Origin of the sequence: Phenylobacterium sp. (assembly GCF_036821595.1) — a bacterium.
Classification (GTDB): Bacteria; Pseudomonadota; Alphaproteobacteria; order Caulobacterales; family Caulobacteraceae; genus Phenylobacterium.
The window spans coordinates 152476-177816 of sequence record NZ_DAISJG010000002.1; the positions used below are offsets into that span (position 1 = coordinate 152476).

24 protein-coding genes and 1 pseudogene are annotated in these 25341 nt (G+C 71.9%); 17 read left to right on the forward strand and 8 right to left on the reverse strand.

Annotation, left to right across the window (positions count from 1 at the left end; translation table 11 throughout):
• Positions 1-4: 4 nt before the first annotated feature.
• Positions 5-673, reverse strand: a complete 669-nt coding sequence (chpT, locus tag V7Z97_RS02215; RefSeq protein WP_334161132.1) for a histidine phosphotransferase ChpT — start codon at positions 671-673, stop codon at positions 5-7.
• Positions 674-738: 65 nt separating this feature from the next.
• On the opposite strand from chpT, the gene V7Z97_RS02220 reads away from it, so the two are divergent.
• Positions 739-933, forward strand: coding sequence for a DUF3553 domain-containing protein (locus V7Z97_RS02220; protein WP_334161134.1), 195 nt, complete (start codon positions 739-741; stop codon positions 931-933).
• Between the two features lie 3 nt (positions 934-936).
• Positions 937-1707, forward strand: a complete 771-nt coding sequence (cysQ, locus tag V7Z97_RS02225; protein ID WP_334161136.1) for a 3'(2'),5'-bisphosphate nucleotidase CysQ — start codon at positions 937-939, stop codon at positions 1705-1707.
• A 7-nt stretch (positions 1708-1714) separates the two neighbouring features.
• Here the strand turns inward: cysQ and V7Z97_RS02230 are convergent, their stop codons facing one another.
• The gene (locus V7Z97_RS02230) at positions 1715-1906 is read right to left on the reverse strand and encodes a hypothetical protein (protein WP_334161139.1); all 192 of its coding nucleotides are present in this window, start codon (positions 1904-1906) and stop codon (positions 1715-1717) included.
• A gap of 131 nt (positions 1907-2037) precedes the next feature.
• Between V7Z97_RS02230 and V7Z97_RS02235 the strand changes: the two genes are divergently transcribed.
• The 5 genes from V7Z97_RS02235 (at position 2038) to V7Z97_RS02255 (ending at position 10043) form a co-directional block, all read left to right on the forward strand.
• A complete protein-coding gene (locus V7Z97_RS02235; RefSeq protein ID WP_334161140.1) occupies positions 2038-3192 on the forward strand; it encodes a PepSY-associated TM helix domain-containing protein in 1155 nt (384 codons plus the stop codon).
• A gap of 87 nt (positions 3193-3279) precedes the next feature.
• On the forward strand, positions 3280-5571 hold the full coding sequence (locus V7Z97_RS02240; protein WP_334161142.1) for a TonB-dependent receptor: 2292 nt from the start codon (positions 3280-3282) through the stop codon (positions 5569-5571).
• 103 nt (positions 5572-5674) lie between these two features.
• Positions 5675-6358, forward strand: coding sequence for a Fe2+-dependent dioxygenase (locus V7Z97_RS02245; protein WP_334161143.1), 684 nt, complete (start codon positions 5675-5677; stop codon positions 6356-6358).
• Positions 6359-6428: 70 nt separating this feature from the next.
• Positions 6429-7616 (forward strand): acyl-CoA dehydrogenase, encoded by a 1188-nt coding sequence (locus V7Z97_RS02250; RefSeq protein ID WP_442958000.1) that lies wholly within the window; start codon positions 6429-6431, stop codon positions 7614-7616.
• A 69-nt stretch (positions 7617-7685) separates the two neighbouring features.
• The gene (locus tag V7Z97_RS02255; RefSeq protein ID WP_334161145.1) at positions 7686-10043 is read left to right on the forward strand and encodes a PAS domain-containing protein; all 2358 of its coding nucleotides are present in this window, start codon (positions 7686-7688) and stop codon (positions 10041-10043) included.
• A gap of 14 nt (positions 10044-10057) precedes the next feature.
• Here the strand turns inward: V7Z97_RS02255 and V7Z97_RS02260 are convergent, their stop codons facing one another.
• Positions 10058-12097, reverse strand: coding sequence for a transglycosylase domain-containing protein (locus V7Z97_RS02260; protein ID WP_334161201.1), 2040 nt, complete (start codon positions 12095-12097; stop codon positions 10058-10060).
• A 143-nt stretch (positions 12098-12240) separates the two neighbouring features.
• On the opposite strand from V7Z97_RS02260, the gene V7Z97_RS02265 reads away from it, so the two are divergent.
• Positions 12241-13917, forward strand: a complete 1677-nt coding sequence (locus V7Z97_RS02265) for an MFS transporter (RefSeq protein WP_334161146.1) — start codon at positions 12241-12243, stop codon at positions 13915-13917.
• 14 nt (positions 13918-13931) lie between these two features.
• Here V7Z97_RS02265 and V7Z97_RS02270 read toward each other — a convergent pair whose 3' ends face one another.
• The gene (locus V7Z97_RS02270) at positions 13932-14816 is read right to left on the reverse strand and encodes an NAD(P)-dependent oxidoreductase (protein ID WP_334161147.1); all 885 of its coding nucleotides are present in this window, start codon (positions 14814-14816) and stop codon (positions 13932-13934) included.
• 4 nt (positions 14817-14820) lie between these two features.
• Entirely contained in the window at positions 14821-15162 is a 342-nt protein-coding gene (locus tag V7Z97_RS02275) for a c-type cytochrome (protein ID WP_334161149.1), read from the reverse strand.
• Between the two features lie 138 nt (positions 15163-15300).
• On the opposite strand from V7Z97_RS02275, the gene V7Z97_RS02280 reads away from it, so the two are divergent.
• Both V7Z97_RS02280 and V7Z97_RS02285 read left to right on the forward strand, forming a co-directional pair.
• Positions 15301-15813, forward strand: coding sequence for a (2Fe-2S)-binding protein (locus tag V7Z97_RS02280; RefSeq protein ID WP_334161150.1), 513 nt, complete (start codon positions 15301-15303; stop codon positions 15811-15813).
• Between the two features lie 11 nt (positions 15814-15824).
• On the forward strand, positions 15825-18002 hold the full coding sequence (locus V7Z97_RS02285) for a xanthine dehydrogenase family protein molybdopterin-binding subunit (protein ID WP_334161151.1): 2178 nt from the start codon (positions 15825-15827) through the stop codon (positions 18000-18002).
• Here the strand turns inward: V7Z97_RS02285 and V7Z97_RS02290 are convergent.
• Complete coding sequence (locus tag V7Z97_RS02290; protein WP_334161152.1) at positions 17999-18616, reverse strand: nucleotidyltransferase family protein; 618 nt, start codon at positions 18614-18616, stop codon at positions 17999-18001. The genes V7Z97_RS02285 and V7Z97_RS02290 overlap by 4 nt on opposite strands.
• Positions 18617-18645: 29 nt before the next feature.
• Here V7Z97_RS02290 and moaA point away from each other — a divergent pair, with 29 nt between their 5' ends.
• Genes moaA through moaC form a run of 5 tightly spaced genes read left to right on the forward strand, consistent with a single transcriptional unit; the run spans position 18646 to position 21381 of the window.
• Positions 18646-19674, forward strand: a complete 1029-nt coding sequence (gene moaA / locus V7Z97_RS02295) for a GTP 3',8-cyclase MoaA (protein ID WP_334161153.1) — start codon at positions 18646-18648, stop codon at positions 19672-19674.
• A 3-nt stretch (positions 19675-19677) separates the two neighbouring features.
• Positions 19678-19917, forward strand: a complete 240-nt coding sequence (locus V7Z97_RS02300) for a MoaD/ThiS family protein (protein WP_334161155.1) — start codon at positions 19678-19680, stop codon at positions 19915-19917.
• Positions 19914-20363 (forward strand): molybdenum cofactor biosynthesis protein MoaE, encoded by a 450-nt coding sequence (locus V7Z97_RS02305; RefSeq protein WP_334161156.1) that lies wholly within the window; start codon positions 19914-19916, stop codon positions 20361-20363. Before V7Z97_RS02300 ends, V7Z97_RS02305 begins: the two co-directional genes overlap by 4 nt.
• Positions 20364-20365: 2 nt before the next feature.
• The gene (gene moaB / locus V7Z97_RS02310) at positions 20366-20917 is read left to right on the forward strand and encodes a molybdenum cofactor biosynthesis protein B (protein ID WP_334161157.1); all 552 of its coding nucleotides are present in this window, start codon (positions 20366-20368) and stop codon (positions 20915-20917) included.
• Positions 20914-21381, forward strand: a complete 468-nt coding sequence (moaC, locus tag V7Z97_RS02315; RefSeq protein WP_334161159.1) for a cyclic pyranopterin monophosphate synthase MoaC — start codon at positions 20914-20916, stop codon at positions 21379-21381. The genes moaB and moaC overlap by 4 nt, the downstream gene beginning before the upstream one ends.
• Before the next feature lie 13 nt (positions 21382-21394).
• Here the strand turns inward: moaC and V7Z97_RS02320 are convergent, their stop codons facing one another.
• Positions 21395-22036 carry a hypothetical protein gene (locus V7Z97_RS02320; protein ID WP_334161161.1) on the reverse strand — a complete coding sequence of 214 codons (642 nt, stop codon included), beginning with the start codon at positions 22034-22036 and terminating at the stop codon, positions 21395-21397.
• A gap of 172 nt (positions 22037-22208) precedes the next feature.
• On the opposite strand from V7Z97_RS02320, the gene V7Z97_RS02325 reads away from it, so the two are divergent.
• Positions 22209-23102, forward strand: coding sequence for a LysR family transcriptional regulator (locus V7Z97_RS02325; RefSeq protein WP_334161162.1), 894 nt, complete (start codon positions 22209-22211; stop codon positions 23100-23102).
• Between the two features lie 35 nt (positions 23103-23137).
• Positions 23138-24346, forward strand: coding sequence for a molybdopterin molybdotransferase MoeA (locus V7Z97_RS02330; protein ID WP_442958002.1), 1209 nt, complete (start codon positions 23138-23140; stop codon positions 24344-24346).
• Positions 24347-24369: 23 nt separating this feature from the next.
• Here V7Z97_RS02330 and V7Z97_RS02335 read toward each other — a convergent pair.
• Positions 24370-25278, reverse strand: a pseudogene (locus V7Z97_RS02335) (XdhC family protein); the annotation flags it as partial.
• Positions 25279-25341: the final 63 nt, after the last annotated feature.

The following is a 25341-nucleotide window of genomic DNA, read 5'->3' on the forward strand; positions in this document are numbered from 1 at the left end:
AGGCTCAGCTCGGAACGGTGGCGGCGAAGGTCACCTGCTCCTCATTGACGTCGACGAACACGCGGCCGCCGGCGTCGGCCAGGAAGAGGTGGACGTAGTAGGCCTGCGCCCAGTGGCCGTGCAGGCCCTCCCCCAGCGGCGCGCCCTGCAGGCCCGCCAGCACCTCCGGCCGCAGCCGGGCGCGCGGGCCGACCGCCTCGATGGCGATGGCGATGGATGCGCCTTCCTGGACCGCGCGGACCCGGGCCACGCCGCCGGTGGGCAGGGCGGCGCCGGCCATCTGGGCGAGGTTGAGCAGGGCGCGCGCTGCGGGCTTGTTCACCGCCGGGGCCTCCACCGCCCAGTCCAGCTCGGCGCGCATGTGACCGAAGACGCCCCGGGCCAGCTTCTCCAGCTCGCGCACGTCGAAGGTCTCGGCCGAGGCCGAGGCGCCGAAGGCGACCCGGGTGAAGGAGAGCAGGTCGGCGAGCTTGCGGGCCGAGCTGGCGATCAGGTTCATCGCCTCCTCGCGCATGTCCTGGGCGGAGGGGTCCTCCAGGAGGTCCAGCCCCGAGACGATGGCCGACGCCGGGCTGATAAAGTCGTGGCACATGCGCGCGGCGATGTAGGCGGTCAGCTCCGCCGTGCGCACAGGCGCCGGGGCGGCGGCGGGGAAATCCGGAGTCTCGCTCATGGCGGGCGACCTTGAGGTGATTTGAGCCTTTGGAAAACGGCCCGGCCCCCATAAGAGAGCCCGCCATGGAGCCGTTTTCCGATCCTTTTCTGGAGCCGGGGGTCCTGGTGCGGCATCCGGTCCACGACGACTGGGGCCTGGGCCAGGTGCAGTCGGTGGCGGGACGCAAGGTGACGGTGAACTTCGAGCACGCCGGCAAGCAGGTGATCGACGCCGCGGTGGTGAGGCTGGAATTCGTGGGCGACGATCCGAGGGGTTAGCGGGTGAGCGAGACGTCAAACGAGGTGGGCGAGGCGCTCGCCGAGATCTGCGAGGCCGCCGCCGCCCTGATCCTGCCCCTGTGGCGGTCGGGCCTGACGGTGGTGCACAAGGCCGACGAGAGCCCGGTGACCGAGGCCGACCGGCGCGGCGAGGCGCTGATCCTGGAGCAGCTGGCCCGGCGCTTCCCCGGCGTGCCGGTGGTCTCCGAGGAGGACGCCAGCGAGTTCGGCGCGCCCGAGGCCATCGGCCCGCGCTTCTTCCTGGTGGATCCCCTGGACGGCACCAAGGCGTTCGTGCGCGGCGACCCCCACTTCACCGTCAACATCGGCCTGATCGAGGACGGCCGGCCGGTGGCGGGCGCGGTGGTCGCGCCGCCCACGGGCGAGGCCTGGTACACGGCCGGCGGGCGGGCGATGAAGCGGATCCAGGGCGGCGCGGCCCAGCCGGTGCGGGTGCGCCCCTGGCCGCAGGGCGAGGCGGTCTGCCTGATCAGCCACACCATGAAGGAAGAGACCATCCAGGCGCTGGCCGACCGCTACGGCTTCGACCGGCGCGAGGCGATGGACTCCTCGATCAAGCTATGCCGCATCGCCGAGGGCGCGGCGGACATCTACCCCCGGCACGGACCGACCATGGAATGGGACATCGCCGCGGGCCATGCCGTGCTGGCGGCGGCCGGCGGGCGGCTGACCACGCCCGAGGGCGAGCCGTTCCTCTATGGCAAGGCGAGCGAAGGCTTCCGCAACGGCTGGTTCGTCGCCCGCGGAGCCTAGGGCCGGCTCAGATGTGCTTGATGATGTTCCACTCGTCCGAGGACGGGCCGGAGACCGTGGCCGACCAGGCCTCCGGTTGCTGCGCCACCGCCTGCGACGGCGGGCCCACCACGAAATAGCTGGCGAAGCCCACGAGGAAGGCGATCGCCGCCAGCCAGGCGAAGGGCTTCAGGACGTCGAAGGCGCCGCGCGTCGGCATCGTGGATTCCCCAGGCTCGAACCGGCCTCGTTCTGGGGAACACCGAAGGCACGCCTTGGTTGCCGCTTGTTTTTGAGAATAGCTCGCATTAGCACTCCAGGAACGGCTTGGGCCGAGCTTGGGGACCTCCGATGACGCGCACGCTGAACGCACGCCTCCGCCGCCTGTGGCTGGACGTGCACCTGTGGATCGGCGTGGGCCTGCTGGTGGCGCTGATCCCGCTCAGCGTGACCGGCTCGGCGCTGGTCTGGCACGACGCGCTCGACCGGATGCTCTACGCCGACCGCTATGCGGTGAGCGGCCCGGAGGCGCGGCTGGCGCCCGCCGACTACGCCCGCGCCGCGGAGGCCGCCTTCGCGGGCAAGGCCCGGCTGACCCAGGTGCGTCTGCCACAGGAGCCGGGCGACCCGGTGGTGGCGGTGGGCCGGCTCGAGGGCCCGGCGGGTCCCGGCGGCCGGCCGCGCACCCTGAACGCCTGGATCGACCCGCCGACCGGCAAGGTGCTGGCCACGGGCGAGACGGCCAAGAGCGTCACCCAGGTGCTGCACCGCCTTCACGGCAGCCTGATGATCCCGCAGGTCGGCCGCAAGGTGGTGGGCTGGCTGGGTTGGGCGATGTTCGTGAGCTGCGCCACCGGTCTGTGGCTGTGGTGGCCGCGGCACGGCGGCTTCACCAAGGGCCTGCGGTGGCGTCGCGGGCCGTCCACCCTCTTCAACCTGCACCACATGGTGGGGTTCTGGGTCTGCATCCCGCTGGCGGTGCTGTCGCTGACCGGCGTCTACATCTCCTTCCCGCAGACCAGCCGCGCGCTGTTCGGCGTGGCCCAGCCACAGCGTCCCGGCGGCCCCGGCGGCGGCGCGCCCGGCCGTTTCGCCCCGCCCGTTCCGCAGACGCAGACCAGCCTCGAGCAGGCGGTGGCGGTCGCGGCGGCCAGCAGCCCGGGGGCGCAGGTGGTCAGCGTCAGCGTCCCCACCCGCGGCCAGGAGCCGGTCTGGCGCGTGCAGATGAAGGCGCCGGGCGCGGACCGGCCGGCGACCGTGCAGGTGGTGGACGCCACCGGCCAGGTAAAGGCCGCGCGGGGTCCCGGCGGCGGCGAGGGGGGGCCTGACCCGCTGTCGCGTTGGATGCGCAGGATTCACGACGGCGCCGACACCGGCATCGTCTGGCAGACCATCATCTTCCTGGGCGGCATCGCGCCGGCGGTGCTGGGCGTCACGGGCGTGGTCATGTGGCTGCGCCGCCGCGGCCGCGGCCTCGCCCAGACCCGCCGCCTGGCCGAGGCCTGACCGCCAACTTGCGAATGATTCTCATTGCCATTGTGGCGGCAGCTAAATAGGAGTGCGTCGCAATAGCAAATAAACGGGGGCTAGCAGGTGGAACAGTCGAAAAAGCCGGGTGTCAGATCCTATGCGCGGCGCGCCTGGGCGCCCGCCGCGGTGGCGGGCCTTGCGGGCCTCGGCCTCGTCCAGCCGGCGCTGGCGGCTGATGCGGCCGCGACCGAAGCCCCGGAGATCGCCGGCGTCGAGGTGCGCGGCACGAAGGCCGGGGCGGAGCCGGAGTCGCCGAAGTACACCGCGCCGCTGATCGACACCCCGCGCAGCGTCACGGTCATCCCGCGCACCATCATCGAGCAGACCGCCGCCACCTCGCTGCAGGACATCCTTCGCACCTCGCCGGGGATCACCTTCGGCGCCGGCGAGGGCGGCCAGCCGCTGGCGGACCGGCCGTTCATCCGCGGCCAGGCCTCGGGCAACAACATCTTCGTCGACGGCGTGCGCGACACCGGCGGCCAGATGCGCGAGGTGTTCAACATCGAGCAGGTCGAGGTCATCAAGGGCGCCGACTCCGCCTACAGCGGCCGCGGCTCCGGTGGCGGCAGCATCAACCTGACCAGCAAGCGCCCGCACCTCGACACCTTCGTCAACGGCTCGGCCGGGATGGGCACGGACGGCTACCTGCGCGGAACCGTGGACGGCAACTACAGGCTGGGCGAGACCTCGGCGCTGCGGGTCAACCTGATGGCCACGGAGGGCGAGGCCCCCGGCCGCGACTCCGTCGACTTCAACCGCTGGGGCGTGGCGCTCGCGGCCGCCCACGGCCTTGGCGCCCAGACCCGGGCGACGGCGCTCTACTACCACGTCGAGACGGACGACATGCCCGACTACGGCGTACCGCTGTTCACCAAGCTGCCGGGCGTGCCGCGCACGGAAAGCGGCGTGCTCGACGTGCCGCGCAGCTCGTTCTACGGCCTGGCGGCGCGCGACTACCAGAAGACCAAGGCCGACATCGGCACCCTGATCGCCGAGCACGACGTCAATGACGCGCTGACGGTGCGCAACGTCTTCCGCTACGCCAGGACGCTCAACGACTACATCGTCACCAACCCTGGCGACGGCGGCGTCGCCCAGTTCGTGGCCGGCGAGTGGTGGATGAAGCGCGGGACCAAGTCGCGCTGGAATCCGACGACCACGGTCGCCAATGTCACCGACGTCTACGGGACCTTCACCACCGGCCCGATCCGCCACAGCTACGACGTCGGCCTCGAGCTCAGCCGCGAGACCAACAAGAACGCCGCCTATGTGATCTACACCCAGGCGGGAAGCCCCTGCCCCGCCGGTTTCACCGCCAACGCCACAGCGGCGGGGATCGGCGACTGCGCCAGGGTGTTCGCGCCGAACCCGGCCGATCCCTGGCAGGGGAGCGCCGTGCGCCCGACGCCGTCCCGGAACGTCACCGAGACGCTGGGGATCTATGTCTTCGACACCCTGGCGTTCGGCGACAGCTGGCTGCTGAACCTGGGCCTTCGGTACGACGACTATTCGGTCCACGGCACGGACGCGTCCATCACCAGCGCCGGCGGCGTCGTCACCAACACCGTGCTCACCCCCCGCTCCGGCGACTGGGAGTTCACCAACTACCAGGTGGGCCTGATCTACAAGCCGGCGGAGAACGGCAGCCTCTACGTCTCCTACGGCACCTCCTCGACGCCCCCGACCATCAGCGGCGGAGACCAGAACACCACGGGCGCGGGCTCCGGCAACCTGGCCAACGTCCTGCTGGACCCCGAGGAGGTCACGAGCATCGAGGCCGGTGTGAAGTGGGCCTTCCTCAACGACCGGCTCTCCGCCTCGGCCGCCTATTTCGACCTGAAGCGCGAGAACGCCCAGATCCAGATCGCCAGCGGTATCTATGCCCAGGCCGGCGAGGCCCGCGCCAAGGGCGTGGAGCTGGCGGTGACCGGCGCGGTGAACCGCGACTGGCAGGTGTTCGGCGGCTACACCTACATGGACACCGAACTGGTCCGGGGCGCCTTCAACGTCGTCAATGTGGGCGATCCGCTGGCCAACAGCCCGAAGCACAGCTTCAGCCTGTTCAGCACCTACGACCTGACGGACGCGTTCACCTTCGGCGGCGGCGCCTATTACGTGTCCAAGAGCTTCGGCGGCAACCAGGGCGGCGCGGGCGGCGGGACGAACCGGATCTACGCCCCGGCCTACTGGCGGTTCGACCTGTTCGCCGCCTACCGGCTGCGGGACAACGTCGACCTGCAGCTCAACGTCCAGAACGTCGCGGACGAGGAATACATCGCCCGCACCAACGGCGTGCACCACGCCGACTACGGGCCCGCCCGGCAGGCGATCCTGACGCTGAACGTCCGCTATTGATCCTCCCCGGCGGACCGACGGCGGCCCCGCCCCCACGGGCGGGGCCTTTCCGCCGCGGGCGCACGCCACGTAAGCTCGGCCGGCCCGAGCAGGACCCCAGGCCATGATGCTGCATATCCCCGAGGTGCTGACCAAGGCGCAGGTCGCCGAGCTTCGCCGCGGCCTGGACGCGGCCCAGTGGGTGGACGGCAATGTCACCTCCGGCTCCCAGTCCGCTCTGGCCAAGCGCAACGAGCAGCTTCCCGAGAGCTCGCCGGCGGCGCGCGAGGCCGGGGAACGGATCCTCGACGCGCTGGAGCGGAGCCCGCTGTTCGTTTCGGCGGCCCTGCCGCAGATCGTCTTCCCGCCGCTGTTCAACCGCTACGCCGGCGGCCAGGCTTTCGGCCTGCACATCGACAACGCCATCCGCCAGACCCGCGGCGGCGAGACCCGTATCCGCAGCGACCTGTCGGCGACCCTGTTCCTGACCGAACCCGAGGACTACGACGGCGGCGAGCTGCTGGTGGAGGACACCTACGGCGCCCACGAGGTGAAGCTGCCGGCCGGCGACCTGATCCTCTACCCCGCATCAAGCGTGCACCAGGTGACGCCCGTCACCCGCGGCGCTCGCGTGTCGAGCTTCTTCTGGATCCAGAGCATGGTGCGCGACGAGGGTCAGCGGACACTGCTGTTCCAGATGGACGTGGCGATCCAGCAGCTGGCTGGCCGGGTCGGGCTGGACGCGCCCGAGCTGATCTCCCTCACCGGGGCCTACCACAACCTGCTTCGGATGTGGGCCGAACTCTAGGTATGGCGGCCCCTACCCCCGCGATCGAAATGGGGTCATAAGGCCCGCCGACAGCCAGGAGGAGCCCCCCATGCCGCTCGACGCCGCGCCGCAGAAGACCTACCGCTGGGACGATCCCCTGGACATGGCCTCCCGCCTCTCCGAGGAGGAGCGGATGATCTGGGAGGCGGCCCGCGACTACGCCCGCGAGAAGCTGCTGCCCCGCGTCGTCTCGGCCTTCGCCGACGAGCGGTTCGACCGCGAGATCATGACCGAGATGGGCGAGCTGGGCTTCCTCGGCCCGACGCTGCCGGAGGAGTACGGCTGCGCCGGCGTGAACCATGTGGCCTACGGCCTGATCGCCCGCGAGATCGAGGCCATCGATAGCGGCTACCGCTCGGCGATGAGCGTGCAGTCTTCGCTGGTCATGTACCCGATCTACGCCTTCGGCTCGGAAGAGCAGAAGCGGAAGCTCCTGCCGGGCATGGCGAAGGGCGAGATCATCGGCTGCTTCGGCCTCACCGAGCCGGACGGGGGCTCCGATCCCGCCTCCATGCGCACGGTCGCGAAGAAGGTGGATGGCGGCTACGTCCTCAACGGCGCGAAGATGTGGATCACCAACTCGCCGATCAGCGACGTGGCCCTGGTGTGGGCCAAGCTCGACGGCGTGATCCGCGGCTTCCTGGTGGAGCGCGGGGCGGACGGTTTCGAGACGCCGAAGATCCTCAACAAGCTGTCGCTGCGGGCCTCGGTCACCGGCGAGATCGCGCTGAACGACGTCTTCGTGCCGGAAGACATGATGCTGCCGGGCGTGTCGGGCCTGCGCGGGCCGTTCTCCTGCCTGAACAAGGCCCGCTACGGCATCGCCTGGGGCGCCATGGGGGCGGCGGAGTTCTGCTTCCACGCCGCGCGCGACTACGTTTCCAGCCGCAGCCTGTTCGGCCGCACGCTGGCCTCGCGCCAGCTGGTGCAGAAGAAGCTGGCCGACATGTCCACCGAGATCGCGCTCGGTTTCGAAGGCGCGCTGGCGCTCGGCCGGCTGATCGACGAGGGGGCCTGGGTCCCGGAGGCGATCTCCATGCTGAAGCGCAACAACTGCGGCAAGGCGCTGGATATCGCGCGCGTCGCCCGCGACATGCACGGCGGCAACGGCATCTCCGGCGAGTACCACGTGATGCGGCACGCGGCGAACCTGGAGACGGTGAACACCTACGAGGGCGCCCACGACGTGCACGCCCTGATCCTGGGCCGGGCGATCACCGGCGAGAACGCGTTCTAAAACGCCGCACCGGGGCCAAACGATACGTTTACCAGGCTAAGCGTAGACTTCCCCGATTGAGGGGAACGCATGGCCGGAGAGAGCGCGACAGGCGCCGCCGACAAGGATGAGATGGTCCGCTGGCTGTTCGAGAACAGCGGCGATCTCATGCACGCGGCCGCGCCGGGCGGCATCCTGAAGCTGGTGAACCCGGCGTGGGAGCGCGTGCTCGGCTGGCGTGAGGACGAGGTCCTCGGCCGCTTCGTCGGCGAGTTCATTCATCCCGACGACCTGCCCGACGTACGCGCCCGCGTGCGCGCCATGGCCCCGGGGGATGTGCGCGAGAGCCAGGTCCGGCTGCGCCGTAAGGACGGCGGCTGGATCTGGATGAGCTCGCGCAGTCAGAAGATGCCGGACGGCTCACTGATCGTGACCATGCGCGACGCCACGGCCGACCGGGCGCGGCAGGCCGAACTCGAAGAGGCCCGCCGGACTCGCAAGCTGCTGGGCGCCTCGGCGGGCATCGGCGTGTGGACCTACGAGCCGCACGAGGGTCGCAGCCACTGGTCGGACGAACTCGTCGCCCTGACCGGCTTCACACCCGAGGAATACGAGACCCCCGAGGCCTTCGCCGCCCGACTGCATCCGGATGAGCGCGAGGAGATCCAGGCGATCATGGACCGCGGCGTCCGCGAGGGGACCCCGGCCCAGTTCGAACACCGCCTGAAGCTCAAGGACCGCTGGGTCACCGTCCGCGTGACCTTCCACACCGACCCCCGGCCCGGCGGCGTGCACGCGCTGAAGGGCCTGTCGCAGGACATCACCGAACTGGCCGAGGCCCGCGACGCCGCCCGCCTGGGCGAGCAGCGCATGCGCCACGCCCGCCGCGACGCCCTGGAGAATGCCAAGCGGCTGAAGCTCGCCCTCGAAGCGGCCGAGGCCGGCGTCTACGAGATCGACCACGTCAACAAGACCTTCTGGTGCTCGCCGGAGTTCAAGAAGCTCACCGGCAAGGGCCGCCGCTCGACCTATGAGGAGGCGACCCAGCTCCGCTATCCGGGCTTCCATCCCGACGACCTCGACCATGTGAGGGAATCCTTCCGCGCCCTGCATTCCGGCAAGAAGGGCTCCGGCGAGGCCTTCGAGGCCCGCATCGTCCGCGAGGACGGCGAGGAGCGCTGGGTGCGGGTTGTGCACCACCTGAAGGTCGGCCGCGGCGGCCGCTGGCTGAAGGCGGTGGGCCTGGTCCACGACTTCGACGCCCGCAAGCGCCAGGAGCTGGCCCTGATCGAGGCGCAGCGCGCGGCGGAAGCCGCGGGCGAGGCCAAGGCCGCCTTCCTGGCCAACATGAGCCACGAGATCCGCACCCCGATGAACGGGGTGATGGGCGTCCTGCAACTGCTGCGGCACGAGAACCTCAGTGAGGACGGGCGCACCATGCTCGAGGAGGCGCTGAACTGCGGCCACATGCTGGCCGAGCTCCTCAACGACGTGCTGGACTTCTCCAAGATCGAGGCCGGCCGGCTGGAGCTGGCCTGCGAGCCCATCGACCCGGCGGCCCTGGTGGATGGCGTGGCCCGGCTCTTGAAGCCGCAGGCCCAGGCCAAGGGCCTGACCCTCACCGTCGAGACCGACCCGTCCATGGGTTGGGTCTGCTCCGACCCGGTGCGCCTGCGCCAGGCGCTGTTCAACCTGGTGGGCAACGCCGTGAAGTTCACCGAGCGCGGCGGGGTGACCGTGCGCTGCGCCGCGCCCGCGCCCGGCCGGCTGCGGCTGGAGGTGCGCGACACCGGCGTGGGCATCCCCGCCGACGCCCAGCCGCGCATCTTCCAGCGCTTCGACCAGGGCGACGCCTCGACCACGCGGAAGTTCGGCGGCACGGGGCTGGGCCTGGCGATCACCAAGCGGCTGGCCGAGATGATGGGCGGCGACGTGGGCTTCACCTCGGTCGAGGGCGAGGGCTCCACCTTCTGGCTGGAGGTGGCCGCCGAGGCCGCCGAGGTCCGGGCGCCCGAGGCCGAGGCCGTGCAGCCGGTCCTCGAGGGCCTGCGCATCCTGGTGGTCGAGGACAACGCCACCAACCGGATGATCGCAACCAAGATGTTGGAGCACCTGGGCGCCTCGGTGGAGACCGCGCCGGACGGATACCTGGGCGTCGAGGCGGCCGAGCGCGGCGGCTTCGACCTGATCCTCATGGACGTGCAGATGCCGGGCATCGACGGCCTGGAGGCGGTGCGCCGCATCCGCGCCCTCGGCGGGCCCGCGGCCCGGACGCCGGTGGTGGCCCTGACCGCCAACGTGCTGTCGCACCAGCGGCAGACCTACCTCGACGCGGGCATGGACGGGGTGGTGGGCAAGCCCATCTCGCCGGCCGCCCTGATCGCCGAGATCGCCCGCCTCAGCGCCGCGCCCGAAGCCTGCGCGGATCCCGCCTCCGCGGTGGCCTGAGCGGCCGGCGCCCTCTAGGGCGTCTCGGGCGGAAGCTCCTCCTCGGGCTCCGGGGCGTCGGGGGGCGGGACGTCCAGCTCTTCGGGCGGCGCGAGGACCGGCGGCGCGAGATCCGCGGGTCCGGACGGGAGTCCGCCTTCGGGTCCCGGCGGCTCGCCCTCGAGGGGCGGCAGCTCCAGGGGCTCCGGATCGATCGCCTCCAGATCCACCGTTTGCTGGCTGGGCTCCGCGTGCAGGGGCTCCCGGAAGTCCTGCCGCGAGGCAGCGAAGCCCGTGAACTCGCGGAAGATCCGCGCCGGGATCGTGCCGCCGGTGACGCGGCGCATCGGCGTGTTGTCGTCATTGCCGACCCACACCCCCACCACGAGGTCGCCGGTGAAGCCCACGAACCAGGCGTCGCGGTAGTCCTGGCTGGTCCCGGTCTTGCCGTAGACCGGCACGGGCAGGCTGGCTGCCGCGCCGGTGCCGCGGGTGACCACCTCGCGCAGCATCAGGAGCAGGGCGTCGCGCTGCCGGGCGTCCAGCGCGCGGGGCCGCGGCGGACGGCCGAACGGACCGTAGACCGGCTCGGCCGCCAGCCCGCGCGGGATCACCGGGGTGCGTCCGGCCGCCACCGCAGCGTACGCTGAGGTCAGCTCCAGGAGCGACATCAGCGGGGTGCCGAGCGCGATGGTCGGGTCGTTGGGGATGTCGGCGCGGACGCCCAGATCCCGGGCCGCGCGGATGACGTTCTGGCGGCCCACCTGCTCCGACAGCCGCACCGCGGCGACGTTGGAGGATCGGGCGAAGGCGTCGCGCAGGGGCACCGGCCGGCCGGCGTACTCGCCCTCGTGGTTCTGCGGCGTCCAGTCCCCGAGCTTCAGCGGCGCGTCGAGGATGGCGCTGTCGGGGGTCATGCCGCGGCGCAGGGCGGCCAGGTAGACGAACAGCTTGAAGGCCGAGCCCGGCTGGCGCATCGCCTGGGTGGCGCGGTTGAACTGGCTCTCCTGGTAGTCGCGGCCGCCGACCATGGCGACGACGCGGCCGTCGGTGCGCATGGCCACCAGCGCCGCCTGGGTGGCGCGCTGTCCGCGGGCGCCGGCGAGCGCCCGGCGCACCGCGCGCTGGGCCTGGGCCTGCAGCACCGAATCCAGCGTGGTCTGGACCTGCACCTCGCCGTAGGCGCGGTCGAAGGCGCGCTTGGTCTCCGCCGAGATCCAGTCGGCGAAGTAGGAGCCCACCGGCAGGCTGCTGCGCCCTTCGCGCAGGCGCACGCGGCGCGCCTGACGCGCCTGGGCGGCGGTGATCATGCCCTGATCGACCATGGCGGCGAGCACCACGCGCTGACGCTGCTGCGAGGCCTCGAAGTCCTCGGTCGGCGCGAGCCGCGACGGCGCCTTCACCACGCCGGCCAGCATGGCCGCCTCGCCGACGGTGAGCTGCTCGGGGGTCTTGTCGAAGAAGTGCCGGGCCGCGGCGCGCAGGCCGAAGACGCCGTCCCCGAAATAGACGGAGGACAGGTAGCGGGAGAGGATCTCCGCCTTCGACAGCCGCGCCTCCAGGTAGAGGGCGATCAGCGCCTCCTGCGCCTTTCGGCGGAAGGTCTGGCGGTTGTTGAGGAAGGCGTTCTTGGCGAGCTGCTGGGTGATGGTCGAGCCGCCTTGGCGGATTTCCCCCTCCTCGGCGTTGGTCACCGCGGCGCGGGCGATCGAGCGCAGATCGAGGCCGAGGTGCGAGTAGAAGCGCCGGTCCTCGATGGCGACGAAGGCTTCGGACACGTGGTCGGGAAGCTTCTCCACCTCGACCGGAGCCTCCTTGTAGGACCCCCGGCGGGCGAACGGCTTGCCGTCGGCGGTGACCAGCACCAGCGTCGGGTTCTCGAGCGGCTCCAGGGCGCGGCCGACCGGCAGCGCCCAGCTCAGCCACAGGAAGACCAGCAGCAGGAGGCCGACGGCGCCCAGCGCCGCCTGGACCGGCCGGCGACGCCAGAGCGAGGCCGGCTCCTCCGGAGGCGGCGGCGGTGGCGCGGGGGGAGCCGGGACGTACTTCAGCTCGCCCCCGGCCACGTCGGTCATGTCCTGCAATGCGCTCTCCGGGATGCCCCTCCTGAAACGGCGGCAGCCTGCGCTGGTTCGCCGCCCGGCGCCATTCTCTCGCGCCGCCTTCCAAGCGTTCGGCGAGCGGTGCTACAGCTTGCCCCAAACCGGGGGAGAACAGCATGGCGGAGCTCGCCGCAGGAGAGACCGAGGGCCAGAAGAAGCAGACGTCGTTGAAGACGGTAGTGGCCGCCTCGGCCGCCGGGACCGCCTTCGAATGGTATGACTTCTTCGTCTTCGGAAGCCTGATCCAGGTGATCTCCCGGACCTTCTTCTCCGGCCTCAACGAGACCGCCGGCTATGTGGCGGCGCTGGCGCTGTTCGGCGCGGGCTTCCTGTTCCGGCCGCTCGGCGCGCTGGTGTTCGGCCGGATCGGCGACCGGGCGGGGCGCAAGGGCGCCTTCCTGGTGACCGTGGCGCTGATGGGCGGAGCCACCTTCGCCATCGGGCTCCTGCCGACCTACGCCCAGGTCGGCCTGCTGGCTCCGGCCTTGCTGGTGCTGATGCGGATCATCCAGGGCTTCGCGCTGGGCGGCGAATACGGCGGGGCGGCGATCTACGTCGCAGAGCATGCGCCGACGAACGCCCGGGGCCGCTCCACGAGCTGGGTGCAGACCTCGGCGGCGCTGGGGCTGTTCGGCGCCCTGGTGGTGATCCTCGTCACGCGCCTCGCGGTCGGCCAGCTGTTCGGGCCCGAGGCCTTCGACGCCTGGGGCTGGCGGATCCCCTTCCTGTTCTCGGCGGGGCTGCTGGCGATCTCCATCTGGATGCGGCTGAAGCTCTCGGAGAGCCCGGCCTTCGCCAAGATGAAGGAGGAGGGCGAGCACTCGAAGGCCCCCTTCAAGGAATCCTTCGGCGAGTGGCGGAACCTGAAGATCGTGCTGCTGGCCCTGGTGGCGATCATGTTCGCGCAGGGGGCCGTCTGGTACACCGCCTTCTTCTACGCCCAGACCTTCATGGAGCGGTTCCTGAAGGTGGCGCCCGAGACCATCAACGCGCTGATGCTCAGCGCCACGGCGGCGAGCGCCCTGCTCTACGTCTTCTTCGGCTGGCTGTCGGACAAGCTCGGCCGAAAGATGGTGATGCTGTTCGGCATGACCCTCATGCTCGTGGCCTATTTCCCGGGCTTCCACATGCTGTCCCAGACCCTGAACCCGGCGCTGGCCGAGGCCGAGGCGAGGACGCCGGTTGTCGTGGTGGCCGATCCCGCCGACTGCACCCTGCAGTTCGACCCCGTCGGCAAGGCGCAGTTCGTCACCTCCTGCGACATCGCCAAGAGCACGCTCGCCAACGCCGGTGTCTCCTACAGCAACCAGCCGGGCGTGCCCGGCGCGCCGGCGCAGGTGCGGATCGGGAACAATGTCATCCCCTCGGCCGACGCCACCGGCCAGCCGCCGGAGGTCACCAAGGCGCTGAAGGCCTCGGTGGAGCGGCGGATCAAGCAGGGCCTGGCGCAGGCCGGCTATCCCGAGACCGCCGACCCGGCGCGGATGAACCTCGCTGGCGCGTTCGGGGTGCTGATGATCTTCGTGGTCGCGGCGACGGCGCTCTACGGCCCGATCGCGGCCTGCCTGGTGGAACTGTTCCCGACCCGCATCCGCTACACGGCGCTGTCATTGCCCTACCACATCGGCACCGGCTGGGTGGGCGGCTTCGTGCCCTTCACCGCCTTCGCCATCGTGGCGGCGGTGGGGGATATCTATTCCGGGCTATGGTACCCGTTCGCCTTCACGGCGATCAGCGTGGTGACCTGCCTCTTCCTGCTGCCCGAGACACGGGGCCGACCGCTGGACCAGTAGGGAGCCTCCGCGGTTCAGCCCTCCACGATCGGCAGGACCTCGATGGTCACGCCGGCGGCGGCGAAATCCTCGGCGGGGAGGTGGCCGGCGTGCAGGCGCACGACCCGCATCCCCTCCTCCACGAAGCCGCGCAGGCGTTCGGGCGAGAGCGCCGCGGGCGCCATGCGCTCGGCGTCGCGGCGAGCCAGCGAGACCACATTGGGGTCAACGCCCGGGTCGCAGACCAGCACGTCGGCGGCGGCCAGCGCGCGGCTGGCCTTCAGGCTGAGGTGCTCGGCTGGCCCGCGGGCGTCCAGCACCTGGACCACGCCGAAGCTCGGGGCGTCCTCCTCCAGCGCCTCGCGCAGGCGCCGCGCGGCGGCCACCATGTCCCCGGACATCGCCGCCTGGGCCGCGGGTCCGGTAAGCGCGGCGCGCAGGAAGGCGCGGCGCCGGTGCGGCTCGGGCAGGGCGCGGCGCACCTCGTCCTGCAGCGTGCGGAACAGGGCCGCGACCCGGCCGGCGCCTTCCGGCACCCGGGCCTCGATGTCGTGGCGCAGCAGGGTGGCCAGCATGGGCGAGGCGCCGCCGGTGCCGACCGCCGCCACCACCTCGCCGCGGTCGATGACCGCCGGCGTGGTGAAGTCGCAGAGCGCCGGGCGGTCGACGACGTTGACCGGCACATGGGCCTTGCGCGCGGCCGCGGCGGCGGCCTCGGCGAAGGCGTCGTCGGGACTGGCCACGAAGGCCAGCGCCGCCCCCTGGTAGGAAAGCGGGCTGAGCGCGTCCTGGGCGGCGAGTCGCCGGACGGTGGCGGGCGAGCCCTCGAACAGGCGGGCCTTGGCCTCCGCGCCTTCGCCCTCCCCGGCGATGACCACCGTCCGGCCGGCGAGGGGGAAGAAGGCGGGGAAGGCGTCCATCCCGCTACTTCAGGGTCTTGAGGTAGGCGATGATGGCCTGGCGGCTGTCGTCGGCTGGCACCGCGATCATCATCTTCGTCCCCGGGGCGAACTGGGTCGGCGCCTTGAGGAAGTCGTCCAGGTTCTGGTCGGTCCAGGTCCCGCCCTTGGCCTTCAGGGCCTCCGAATAGACGAAGCCCTCCTTGGCGGCGATCTTGCCGCCGGCGACGCCGGTGAGCGACGGACCCATCGGGGTTCCCCCGTGGCACATCTTGCACTGCATGTTGAACAGCTGCTCGCCGTCGGCGGCGAGGGCGGGACCGGCGGCGAGCGCAAGGGCGGCGACGGCGAGGACGGAACGAAGCAAACGGTCTCTCCTGGACGGGTGTGCGCGGCGTGTCCCGGGCATAGCTAGCGGATCGGTCCGGACACGCAAGGCGGGCGGCTTACCGGGATGGGTGAACGGCGATAGGATGATCAAACCACATGCGTCAGAGGGGACTCCATGGCGACCACGCTCGATGTGAACGGCCGGGCCGTGCAGGTGCAGGCCGCGCCGGACACGCCCCTTCTGTGGGTGCTGCGCGATGAACTGGGGCTGACCGGGACCAAGTACGGCTGCGGCGTGGCCCAGTGCGGGGCCTGCACGGTGCTGGCCGACGGCCAGCCGGTGCGCGCCTGCGTCGCGCCGGTCTCGGCCTTCGCCGGCGCCAAGATCGCGACCATCGAGAGTCTGGGCGGGCAGCACCCGCTGCAGCAGGCCTGGGTGCGTCACGATGTGCCGCAGTGCGGCTACTGCCAGTCGGGCCAGATCATGAGCGCGGTGGCCCTGCTGACCGCCACGCCGCAGCCGTCGGACGACGACATCGACGCGGCCATGGACGGGAACATCTGCCGCTGCGGGACCTACCAGCGCATCCGCGCGGCCATCAAGGACGCGGCCGGCATGGCCCAGGCCGCGCCCCCGCCGGTGGCGGTGACCCCCGCCCCGCTCGCCGTGCCGCCGCCGAAGGCCTGAGGACGCCCGCCATGAACAAGCCCCTCAAGGATCTCACCCGCCGCGACGCCCTGGCCGTGGGCGCGGCGCTCACCGGCGGCGCCCTGGTCGTTGGCTGCTCGCCCGCCGACCTCATGAGCATCGGCGCGAAGAAGGACTTCGGCGCCTTCGGCCCCTTCGTGAAGATCGCCGCGGACGGCTGGGTGACGGTGGTCTCCAAGCACATCGAGTTCGGCCAGGGCAACCATGCGGGTCTCGCGGCCATCGTGGCCGAGGAACTGGGCGCGGACTGGGCCAAGGTGCGGGTCGAGCAGGCGCCGGCCAACGCCAAGGTCTACGCCAACTCGATGATGGGCGTGCAGGGGACCGGCGGGTCGTCGGCGATCCCGAACTCCTGGACCCAGCTGCGCACCGCCGGGGCCTCGGCGCGGGCAATGTTCGTGCAGGCCGCCGCCGACCGCTGGAACGTGCCGGCGGCCGAGGTGACCGTGCAGGACGGCGTCGTGCGGCACGCGGGGTCGAACCGCCAGGCCGCGTTCGGCGAACTGCTGGAGGACGCCGCGCGGGTGACGCCGCCGCAGAGCCCGCCGCTGAAGGATCCCAGGACCTTCACCCTGATCGGCACCGACCGGGTTCGGCGCAAGGATTCCCAGGCGAAGAGCGACGGCACGGCGCGGTTCACCCACGACGTGCGCCTGGAGAACATGCTGGTGGCCATGGTCGCCCACCCGCCGCGCTTCGGGGCCAAGGTGTCGTCCTTCGACGGCGCGGCGGCGCGCAAGGTCGCGGGCGTGGTGGACGTCTTCCAGATCCCCTCCGGCGTGGCGGTGGTGGCCAACAACACCTGGGCCGCCCGCCAGGGCCGGGACGCCCTGAAGGTCACCTGGGACGAGGCGAAGGCCGAGAAGCGCGGCTCGGAGCAGATCACCGCCCTGTTCCGCGACATCGCGGCGGGGAAGACGACGCCCGAGAAGACAACCTGGGCGGCGTTCGATTCCAAGGGCGACGCGGCGCAGGCGGCAGGCGGGACCGCGGCGCTGGAGACCACCTACGACTTCCCCTACCTGGCGCACGCGGCCATGGAGCCGATGGACTGCGTGGCCATCGTCAACGGCAACCGCTGCAAGCTGATCCACGGATCCCAGGGACCGACCCTGGACCAGATGAACGCGGCCAAGATCGTGCTCAACGCGCCAGGGGCCATCGAGGTGGAGACCCTGTTCGCCGGCGGCTCCTTCGGACGGCGGACCACCTTCCAGTCGGACTATGTCGTCGAGGCGGTGCACATCGCCAAGAAGGTCGGCAAGGGGCGCCCGGTGAAGCTGGTCTGGACCCGCGAGGACGACATGCAGGCCGGCTACTATCGGCCGATCGTGCATCACGCCGTGCGGATCACCACCGACGCGGACGGATATCCGGCCACCTGGCGGCACCGGATCGTCACCCAGTCGATCATGAAGGGCTCGCCGATGGGGACGCCCAAGCTGGACGAGACGGCCGTGGAGGGGACCAAGGGATCGCCCTACCTGAAGGTGACGCCGGTGGTGGACGCCCAGCTGATCACGCCGGATGTCGGCGTGCCGGTGCTGTGGTGGCGCTCGGTGGGCGCGACCCACACCGCCTTCGTCATGGAGCACACGATCGACCAGCTGGCGCGCAGGGCCGGCAGGGATCCGGTGGACTACCGCCGGGCGCTCTATGTGAAGGCCGGGGCCAACCGGCACCTGGCCGTGCTGAACCTGGCCGCCGAGAAGGCCGGCTGGACCACGCCTCCTCCTGCGGGGTGGACGCGCGGCGTGGCGGTTCACGAGAGCTTCGGCTCGGTCGTCGCCCAGGTGGCCGAAGTGCAGATGGTCGACGGCGAGCCACGGGTCGGCCGGGTGGTCACCGCCATCGACTGCGGCATCGCCATCTCGCCCAACCAGGTGGCGGCCCAGATGGAGGGCGGAACCTGCTACGGCCTCTCGGCGGCGCTCTACGGCGCGATCACCCTGAAGGAGGGCCGGGTCGAGCAGACGAACTTCGACGGCTACCGGGTGCTTCGCAATTCCGAGGCGCCGACCGTGGAGACCCACATCGTCCCCTCGCCCAATCCGCCGAGCGGCGTGGGCGAGCCCGGCACGCCGGTGATCGCCGCGGCGGTGGCCAACGCCCTGCTGGCCATGAACGGCCAGCCGACCACGTCGCTGCCGTTCGTGAGGGCGGTCTAGCCCGGCAGGTCCTCCGCCCGGTCGACGTCGAACAGCACCCCGTCGTCGGGCGACTCCACCAGGGCCAGGCGGTCACCGAGGCCCTCCAGCACGCTGCGGGCGCCGGCGTCGCCGGTGAGCGCCAGGACCTGCGGGAACAGCTCCGCCGCGAGCAGCACCGGATTGCCGCGGCGGCCCTGGAAGACCGGAGCTGCGGCCAGGGCGCCGGCCTGCAGCGCCTCGGCCATCGGCTGGAGAATGTCGCGCGGCACCCTGGGCATGTCGCCAAGGAAGACGAAGGCGCCCAGGGTCTCGGCCGGCAGGCTGGCGATCCCCATGCGCAGGGAATGCGCCATGCCCTGAGCGTAGTCGGCGGCGTGGACCATGCGCAGCCGGTCGTGCTGGCCGAAGCGGTCGGCGAGGCGGATGGCGGCGTGGGCCACGGCCTCCTCCTCGGCGCCCGTCACCACCGTCACGCTACGGGTCGGCGCGGCGAAGGCGGCGGCCAGCGCCCCGTCCAGCAGGACCCCCGCCATGTAGGGCGCGAGCAGCTTGCCGCCGCCGAATCGCGAGCCCGCGCCGGCCGCCAGGACAACCGCTTCGAAGCCTTCTGTCGGTCCCGCCCCTGTCGCCAACCGTCGTTCCCCTCTATCTTCGAAAGCCCATGACGCCCTACGACGCCACATCCCGGCAAGACCCCGCAGGCCTGACGGACGGTTTCGGCCGCCCCGTGACCTACTTGCGCGTCTCCGTGACGGATCGATGCGACCTCCGCTGCGTCTACTGCATGGCCGAGCACATGACCTTCCTGCCGAAGGCCGAGGTGCTGACGCTCGAGGAGCTGGACCGCATCGCATCGGCCTTCGTGGGCCTGGGGACGCGCAAGCTCAGGATCACCGGCGGCGAGCCCCTGGTGCGCAAGGGCGTGATGGACCTGATCACGGGGCTGGGGCGGCACCTGAAGTCCGGCGCGCTGGAGGAGCTGACGCTCACCACCAACGGCACCCAGCTCACCAGCTTCGCGGGCCGGTTGGCGGACGCCGGCGTGAAGCGGATCAACGTCTCGCTCGACACCCTGAAGCCCGAACTGTTCCGCCGGCTGACCCGCGGCGGGGACCTCGCCAAGGTGGTCGCCGGCATCGAGGCCGCCCAGGCGGCGGGCCTGCGGGTGAAGATCAATGCCGTGGCGCTGAAGGACGACAACGCGGCCGAGCTTGCCGACCTGATCCGCTGGGCGCACGGCCGCGGCTGCGACATGACCCTGATCGAGACCATGCCCCTGGGCGAGGTCGATGCAGACCGCACCGACCAGTATCTCTCGCTCAAGGCGGTGCGCGCGGATCTGGAGAGCTTCTGGACGCTCACCGACCTGCCCCTCTCCACCGGAGGACCGGCGCGTTACGTCGAGGTGGCCGAGACGGGCGGGCGGCTGGGCTTCATTACCCCGCTCAGCCACAACTTCTGCGAATCCTGCAACCGGGTGCGGCTGACCTGCACCGGGACCCTGCACACGTGCCTGGGCCAGGACGACGCCACCGACCTGCGCGCGGTGCTGCGCGCCGGAGGCTCCGACGCCGACCTGGTGGACGCCATCCGGCTGGCGGTGGACGGCAAGCCGAAGGGCCACGACTTCCAGATCGCCCGAGCCGCCGCCCCGGCCGTCGCCCGCCACATGTCCACCACGGGAGGCTGAGGCGTGGCCAGGGTGCTGCTGTTCGGACGCCTGAGCGACCTAGCCGGCTGGCGGGAGCGGGAGATCGAGGCCGCCTCCATCGAAGGCCTCAGGGCAAGGCTCGCCACGGAGGACGCGCGGCTGGGCGAGGCGCTGTCCGGTCCCGGCGTCCAGGTGGCGCTGGACCAGGCCATCGTACGCGGCGACCGGCCGCTGGGCGCCGGCGCCGAGGTCGCCTTCCTGCCGCCGATGAGCGGCGGATGATCACCCTCTCCGACCAGCCTTTCGAGCCGGGCGAGCTGCTCTCCGAGTTCGCCAGGGGCCGCGCCGAGGTGGGCGCCCTGGCCACCTTCACCGGCCTCGCTCGCGCCGAGGAAGGCGCCACCGACCTCCTGGAGCTGGAAGCCTATCCGGGCTTCACCGAGCGGGAGATCGGCAGGATCGCCGATGAGGCCCGGACGCGCTTCGGCCTGCTGGACCTGCGCATCCTCCACCGCGTGGGGAAGATCGCGCCCGGCGAGCCGATCGTCTTCGTGGCCACCGCCTCGCGCCACCGCCGGCAGGCCTTCGAGGCCTGCGACTTCCTGATGGACTACTTGAAGAGCCGCGCCCCCTTCTGGAAGAAGGAGCACGGCCCCGGCGGCGCCCGCTGGATCGAGCCGCGCGCGGAAGACCACGCCGACGTCGCCCGCTGGGAGCAGGAGACCTGACCATGAACGCCCCCGTGCTGTCCCCCGGCGGACGCATCGACGCCAACCGCCCCTTCAAGGCCGTGCGGATCGCGGTCCTGACCATCTCGGACACCCGCGACGAGGAGAGCGACACCTCCGGCCACCTGCTGGCCGAGCGGGTGACCGGCGCCGGCCACGAACTGGTCGGCAAGGCGATCGTGCGCGACGACGTCGAGGAGATCCGCCGGCAGGTGAACGCCTGGGTGGACGAGGGGGCGGAGGCCATCGTCACCACCGGCGGCACCGGCATCACCGGCCGCGACGTGACGCCCGAGGCGGTGCGGCCGCTGTTCGACAAGGAGCTCGACGGCTTCTCGGTGGTCTTCCACCTGATCAGCTACCAGTCGGTGGGCCTCTCCACCCTGCAGTCGCGGGCGCTCGCCGGCATCGTGCGGGGCTGCTTCGTCTTCTGCCTGCCGGGCTCCAACGGGGCGGTGCGGGACGGCTGGGACAAGGTGATCGCCGCCCAGCTCGACAGCCGCCACGGTCCCTGCAACATGGTCGAGCTGATGCCCCGGCTGCTGGAGCAGTGAGCAGGCTCACTCACATCGACGACACCGGCCGGGCCCGGATGGTGGACGTCTCGGACAAGGCCGCGACCACACGCGAGGCGGTGGCCGAGGGCTTCCTGAGGATGCGCCCGGAGACCCTGGCGCTGGCCCTTTCCGGCGAGGGCAGAAAGGGCGACGTCCGCGCCGTGGCCGAGATCGCCGGCGTCATGGCCGCCAAGAAGACCTCGGACCTGATCCCCATGTGCCACCCGCTGGCCATCTCGAAGGCCGAGGTGCGGGTGGAGCCGGGCGAGGGCGGGCTTGCCGTCACCGCCCGGGTCAAGACCACCGGCCAGACCGGGGTGGAGATGGAGGCGCTGACCGCCGCCGCCGTGGCCCTGCTGACCCTCTACGACATGCTCAAGGCCGCCGAGAAGGGCATGGTCATCGAGACCGTCCGCCTGGTCGAGAAGACCGGCGGCAAGTCGGGCGACTGGCGGGCCTAGCGCCTCCCGCGTCCTACCGCGCCGCGTGGGTGGTGTGACCGGCCGCGCCCTTGTGGTGCTTGCAGGTCACATTGGGGTTGAACTGGGCGAAGACGCCGTTGGGGTTCTCGCGGTGCACCCAGACGTGGCGGTCGTAGTGGGGCTGGAACATGTGGGCCTCGTCGATCGCGGTCTTCGGATCATCGGCCATGGCGTCCCACTTCACGCCCTGGAAGGTCGGCGGGCCGTCGTGGCCGGCGGCGTGCCAGGCCTTCTGGAAGACGAGGTTCTCCACCGCCACCAGGGCCATGGAGCCGTCGGCCTGCGGCTCGTAGATCAGGATCGAGGGTTTGCGGAAGTCGGTGTGCAGCCCATTGCCGTCGACCCGCGGGTTCGGCGGCGCGGTGACGCCCACCAGGTCCGGCCGGAAGTAGTGCACGCCCATGGCGCCGAGTTCGGCGGGACGGCCCATCATGTCGGCGGTGTCGCACATGTCGAAGGGGTCGCGGATGTAGCCCTCGGCGAGGGCGACGTTCACATCGCGATAGCGGGCGGTGGCCTCGCGGACCTCCTCCAGCGTGGGCTCCTTCTCCCCCCGGGGTTGGGCGACGGCGACGGCGGCCATGGCCGCGGCGGCAAGGGTCAGGCCGAGCACGGCCTTGGACGCGAGCTTCATCAGGCTCTCCATTGAGTTACGTTCGATTTTCGACTGGAGCCCGTGGCCGCGGCGCGCCGCGACATGGGCAAGACCCGGCCCCCGCCGGGAAGGCGTGGGGAATAGCCGCGCCGAACCCCGTTCGCCAATCGCCGGTATTGCACAGCTGTGCTGCAGCTATGCAGTATGCGGCATGGACTGGAACGACCTGCGCTATGTGCTGGCGGTGGCGCGCGCGGGCTCGGCCCTGCGCGGGGCCGAGCTCATGGGCGTCAACCAGACCACGGTGCTGCGCCGGCTGGACGCCATCGAGGACCGGCTGGGCGCAGCCCTGTTCGAGCGCCGGAGAACCGGTCAGACCCTCACCGCCGCCGGCCGCCGCGCCGTGGAAGCCGCCGAGCGGATGGAGGCCGAGGCCGAGGCGCTGCGCACCGCGCTCGCCGCCCAGAGCCGCGAGCTCGCCGGCTCGGTGCGGGTGACCGCCAGCGAGACCCTCGCCAACCGGCTGGTGACACCGTGCCTGCGCGCCTTTCGCGAGCGCCATCCGGGGATCTCGGTGGAGGTGGTGGCGAGCGACGCACGGCTGGACGTGGCCCGCGGCGAGGCCGACGTGGCGCTCCGGGCCGGCTTCTCGCCGGAGGGCGCGGGCATCGTCGCCCGCCGCCTGCCGGACACCGACTGGACGATCTACTGCAGCCGGGCCTACGCGTCCGAGCGCGGCGCACCGGCCAACCGGGCGCAGATCCCCGGCCACGACATCGTCGGCATGGAGGGCCGGATGTCGGTCCTGCCCGGCTGGCGCTGGCTGGAGGCCTCGGCCCCCGACGCCCCGGTCCGCTGCCGCAGCAACAGCCTGGTGAACCTGGTCTGGAACCTGAAGGCGGGTCTCGGCCTCGGCGCCCTGCCGGTCCTGATCGGCGACGCGGAGCCGGAACTGATGCGCTGCTTCCCGCCGCCGCCGGAGCTCCGGGCGGAGCTGTGGCTGATCGTCCGCGAGGAGCTGAAGGCCCAGCCCCACGTGCGCGCCTTCACCGACTTCCTGGCTGCGCATGTGAAGACGACGCTGGCCGAACCGCAGTCGGCCTGAGACCGGCGGTTGAACCCGGGGCAGGCTTCATGTTGATGGAGCCCATGACCACGCGCCGCCTGCTTGCCGTCGAAGACGCCCGGGCGCGGATGCTCGCCGAGATCGAGCCGCTGCGCCCCGAGGTCGTGCCCCTGGCCCGCGCCGTCGGCCGGGCGCTGGCCGAGGAGGTGCGCGCCGTCCGCGACCAGCCGCCGTTCGCCGCCTCGGCCATGGACGGCTGGGCGGTGCGGGCCTGCGACTGCCCCGGCCCGCTGCGGATCGTGGGCGAAAGCGCCGCCGGGCATGGCTACGACGCGCCGGTCGCCGCCGGCGAGGCGGTGCGGATCTTCACCGGAGCGGCCCTACCCGCGGGCTGCGACGCCGTGGTGATTCAGGAGGACGCCGAGCGGGACGGCAACACGGTGCGCGTGCCCGCCGCCGAGCCGGGCCGGCACGTCCGCCCGGCGGGCGGCGACTTCCACGCCGGCCAGCCCCTGCTGGAGCCGGGCGTGCGGATCGATCCCTGGCGGCTGTCGCTCGCCGCTTCGGCCGGGCGCTCGCAGCTCTCCGTCCACGGCCGCCCGCGGGTGACGGTGCTCTCCACCGGCGAGGAGATCGTCGAGGCGCCCGCCAAGCCCGGCCGCTTCCAGATCTATGATTCCGGCTCGCCGGCCCTGACCGCCATGATCGCCGGCTGGGGCGCGGAGGCGACCCGCGGCAAGCCGGTGGCCGACGAGCTGGACGCGGTGATCGAGGCGCTGCGGAGCGCCGACGCCGATCTCGTGGTGACACTGGGCGGCGCCTCGGTGGGCGACCACGACCTGGTCCGCGCCGCCGGCCTCGCCCTCGGGCTGGAGATGAAGGTGGAGAGCGTCGCGATCCGGCCCGGCAAGCCCACCTTCTTCGGCGTGCTGGGCGACGGGCGGCGCATGCTGGGGCTTCCCGGCAATCCGGCCTCGGCCTTCGTCTGCGCCGAGCTGTTCCTGAGGCCGATCCTCGCCCGCTACCAGGGCGCGCCGGCCGAGCCCGTAACGATCTCCGCCCGGCTGGAGGAGGCCCTGCCCGCCAACGGCCCGCGGGAGCACTGGATGCGGGCGAAGCTGGCCTATGCCGACGGAGGCGTGACCGTGCGCCCGTTCCGCGATCAGGACTCTTCGCTGGTGAGCGTGTTCGCCGTGGCCGACGCGCTGCTGCGCCGGGCTCCGGGGGCTGCGGCGGCGGCGGCGGGCGAGGCCGTCGAGGTGCTGCCGCTGGCCCGCGCATAGCGCAACGCCATGATCTCGCCGATCACCGAGACGGCGACCTCGAAGGGCGCCTTGCCCCCGATGTCGAGCCCGATGGGCGCATGCAGGCGGGCGAGCGCGCCCTCCGCGATCCCCGCCGCGCGCAGCCGGGCGAGCCGCTCGGGCAGGCGCGCGCGGGCGCCCAGCAGGCCCACATAGGCCGCCTGCGACGGCAGCGCCGCACGTAGCGCCGCCTGGTCGGTCTCCAGGTCGTGGGTGGCGACCGCGACCGAGGTCCAGGGATCGAGGCCCAGCGCCTCGAGCGCCTCGGCCGGTTCCTCGCGGCGGTAGGCGACGCCGGCGAGAGGCGGCGGCGTCTCCGGGCCCTTCGGCCGGATCAGGGTGGTCTCGAAGCCGGAGCGGGCGCCCAGCTCGGCGATCGCGAGGGCCGTGGGATCTCCCCCCACCACCGCCAGCCGCGGTGGGGGCTCGTGTTCGCGGACCACGGCCGCCTCGGGCCAGGGCTCCAGCTCGGGCCCGCAGGCGCGCGTGTAGCCGTCGCTGACCCAGGTCACCGGCCGGCGCTCGGCCTCGGCCGCCAGAAGGGCGGCGAGCGCCGGATCGTCCGGGGGCACGCGCTCCACGAAGATCTCGATGCGCGCGCCGCAGAGCAGGCGGATGTCCGGCCAGGGGCTGCCCTCGCCATAGACAAGGGTGCGCGGCGCGCCGTCCGCCAGGCAGGCGTGGGCGTGGTCGGCGACGTCGCTTTCCACGCAGCCGCCGGAGAAATAGCCGGCGACGATCCCGTCGGCGAAGACCATCTGGGTCCCCACGGGCCGGGGGCCGCCGCCCTCCACCCCGATCAGGGTGGCGAGCGCCAGCGGACGGCTGGCCTCACGCGCTCGCCGCAACGCCGGGCGCACGTCCTCCGCCAGGCCGAACAGCGGCCAGTCCGGCAGCGGCTCCCGGCTCACGCCTTAACCCCTGGGCAAGGTTGTGTAGACGGCTTCGTAAGCATCTCGCGTCAACATGGCGGC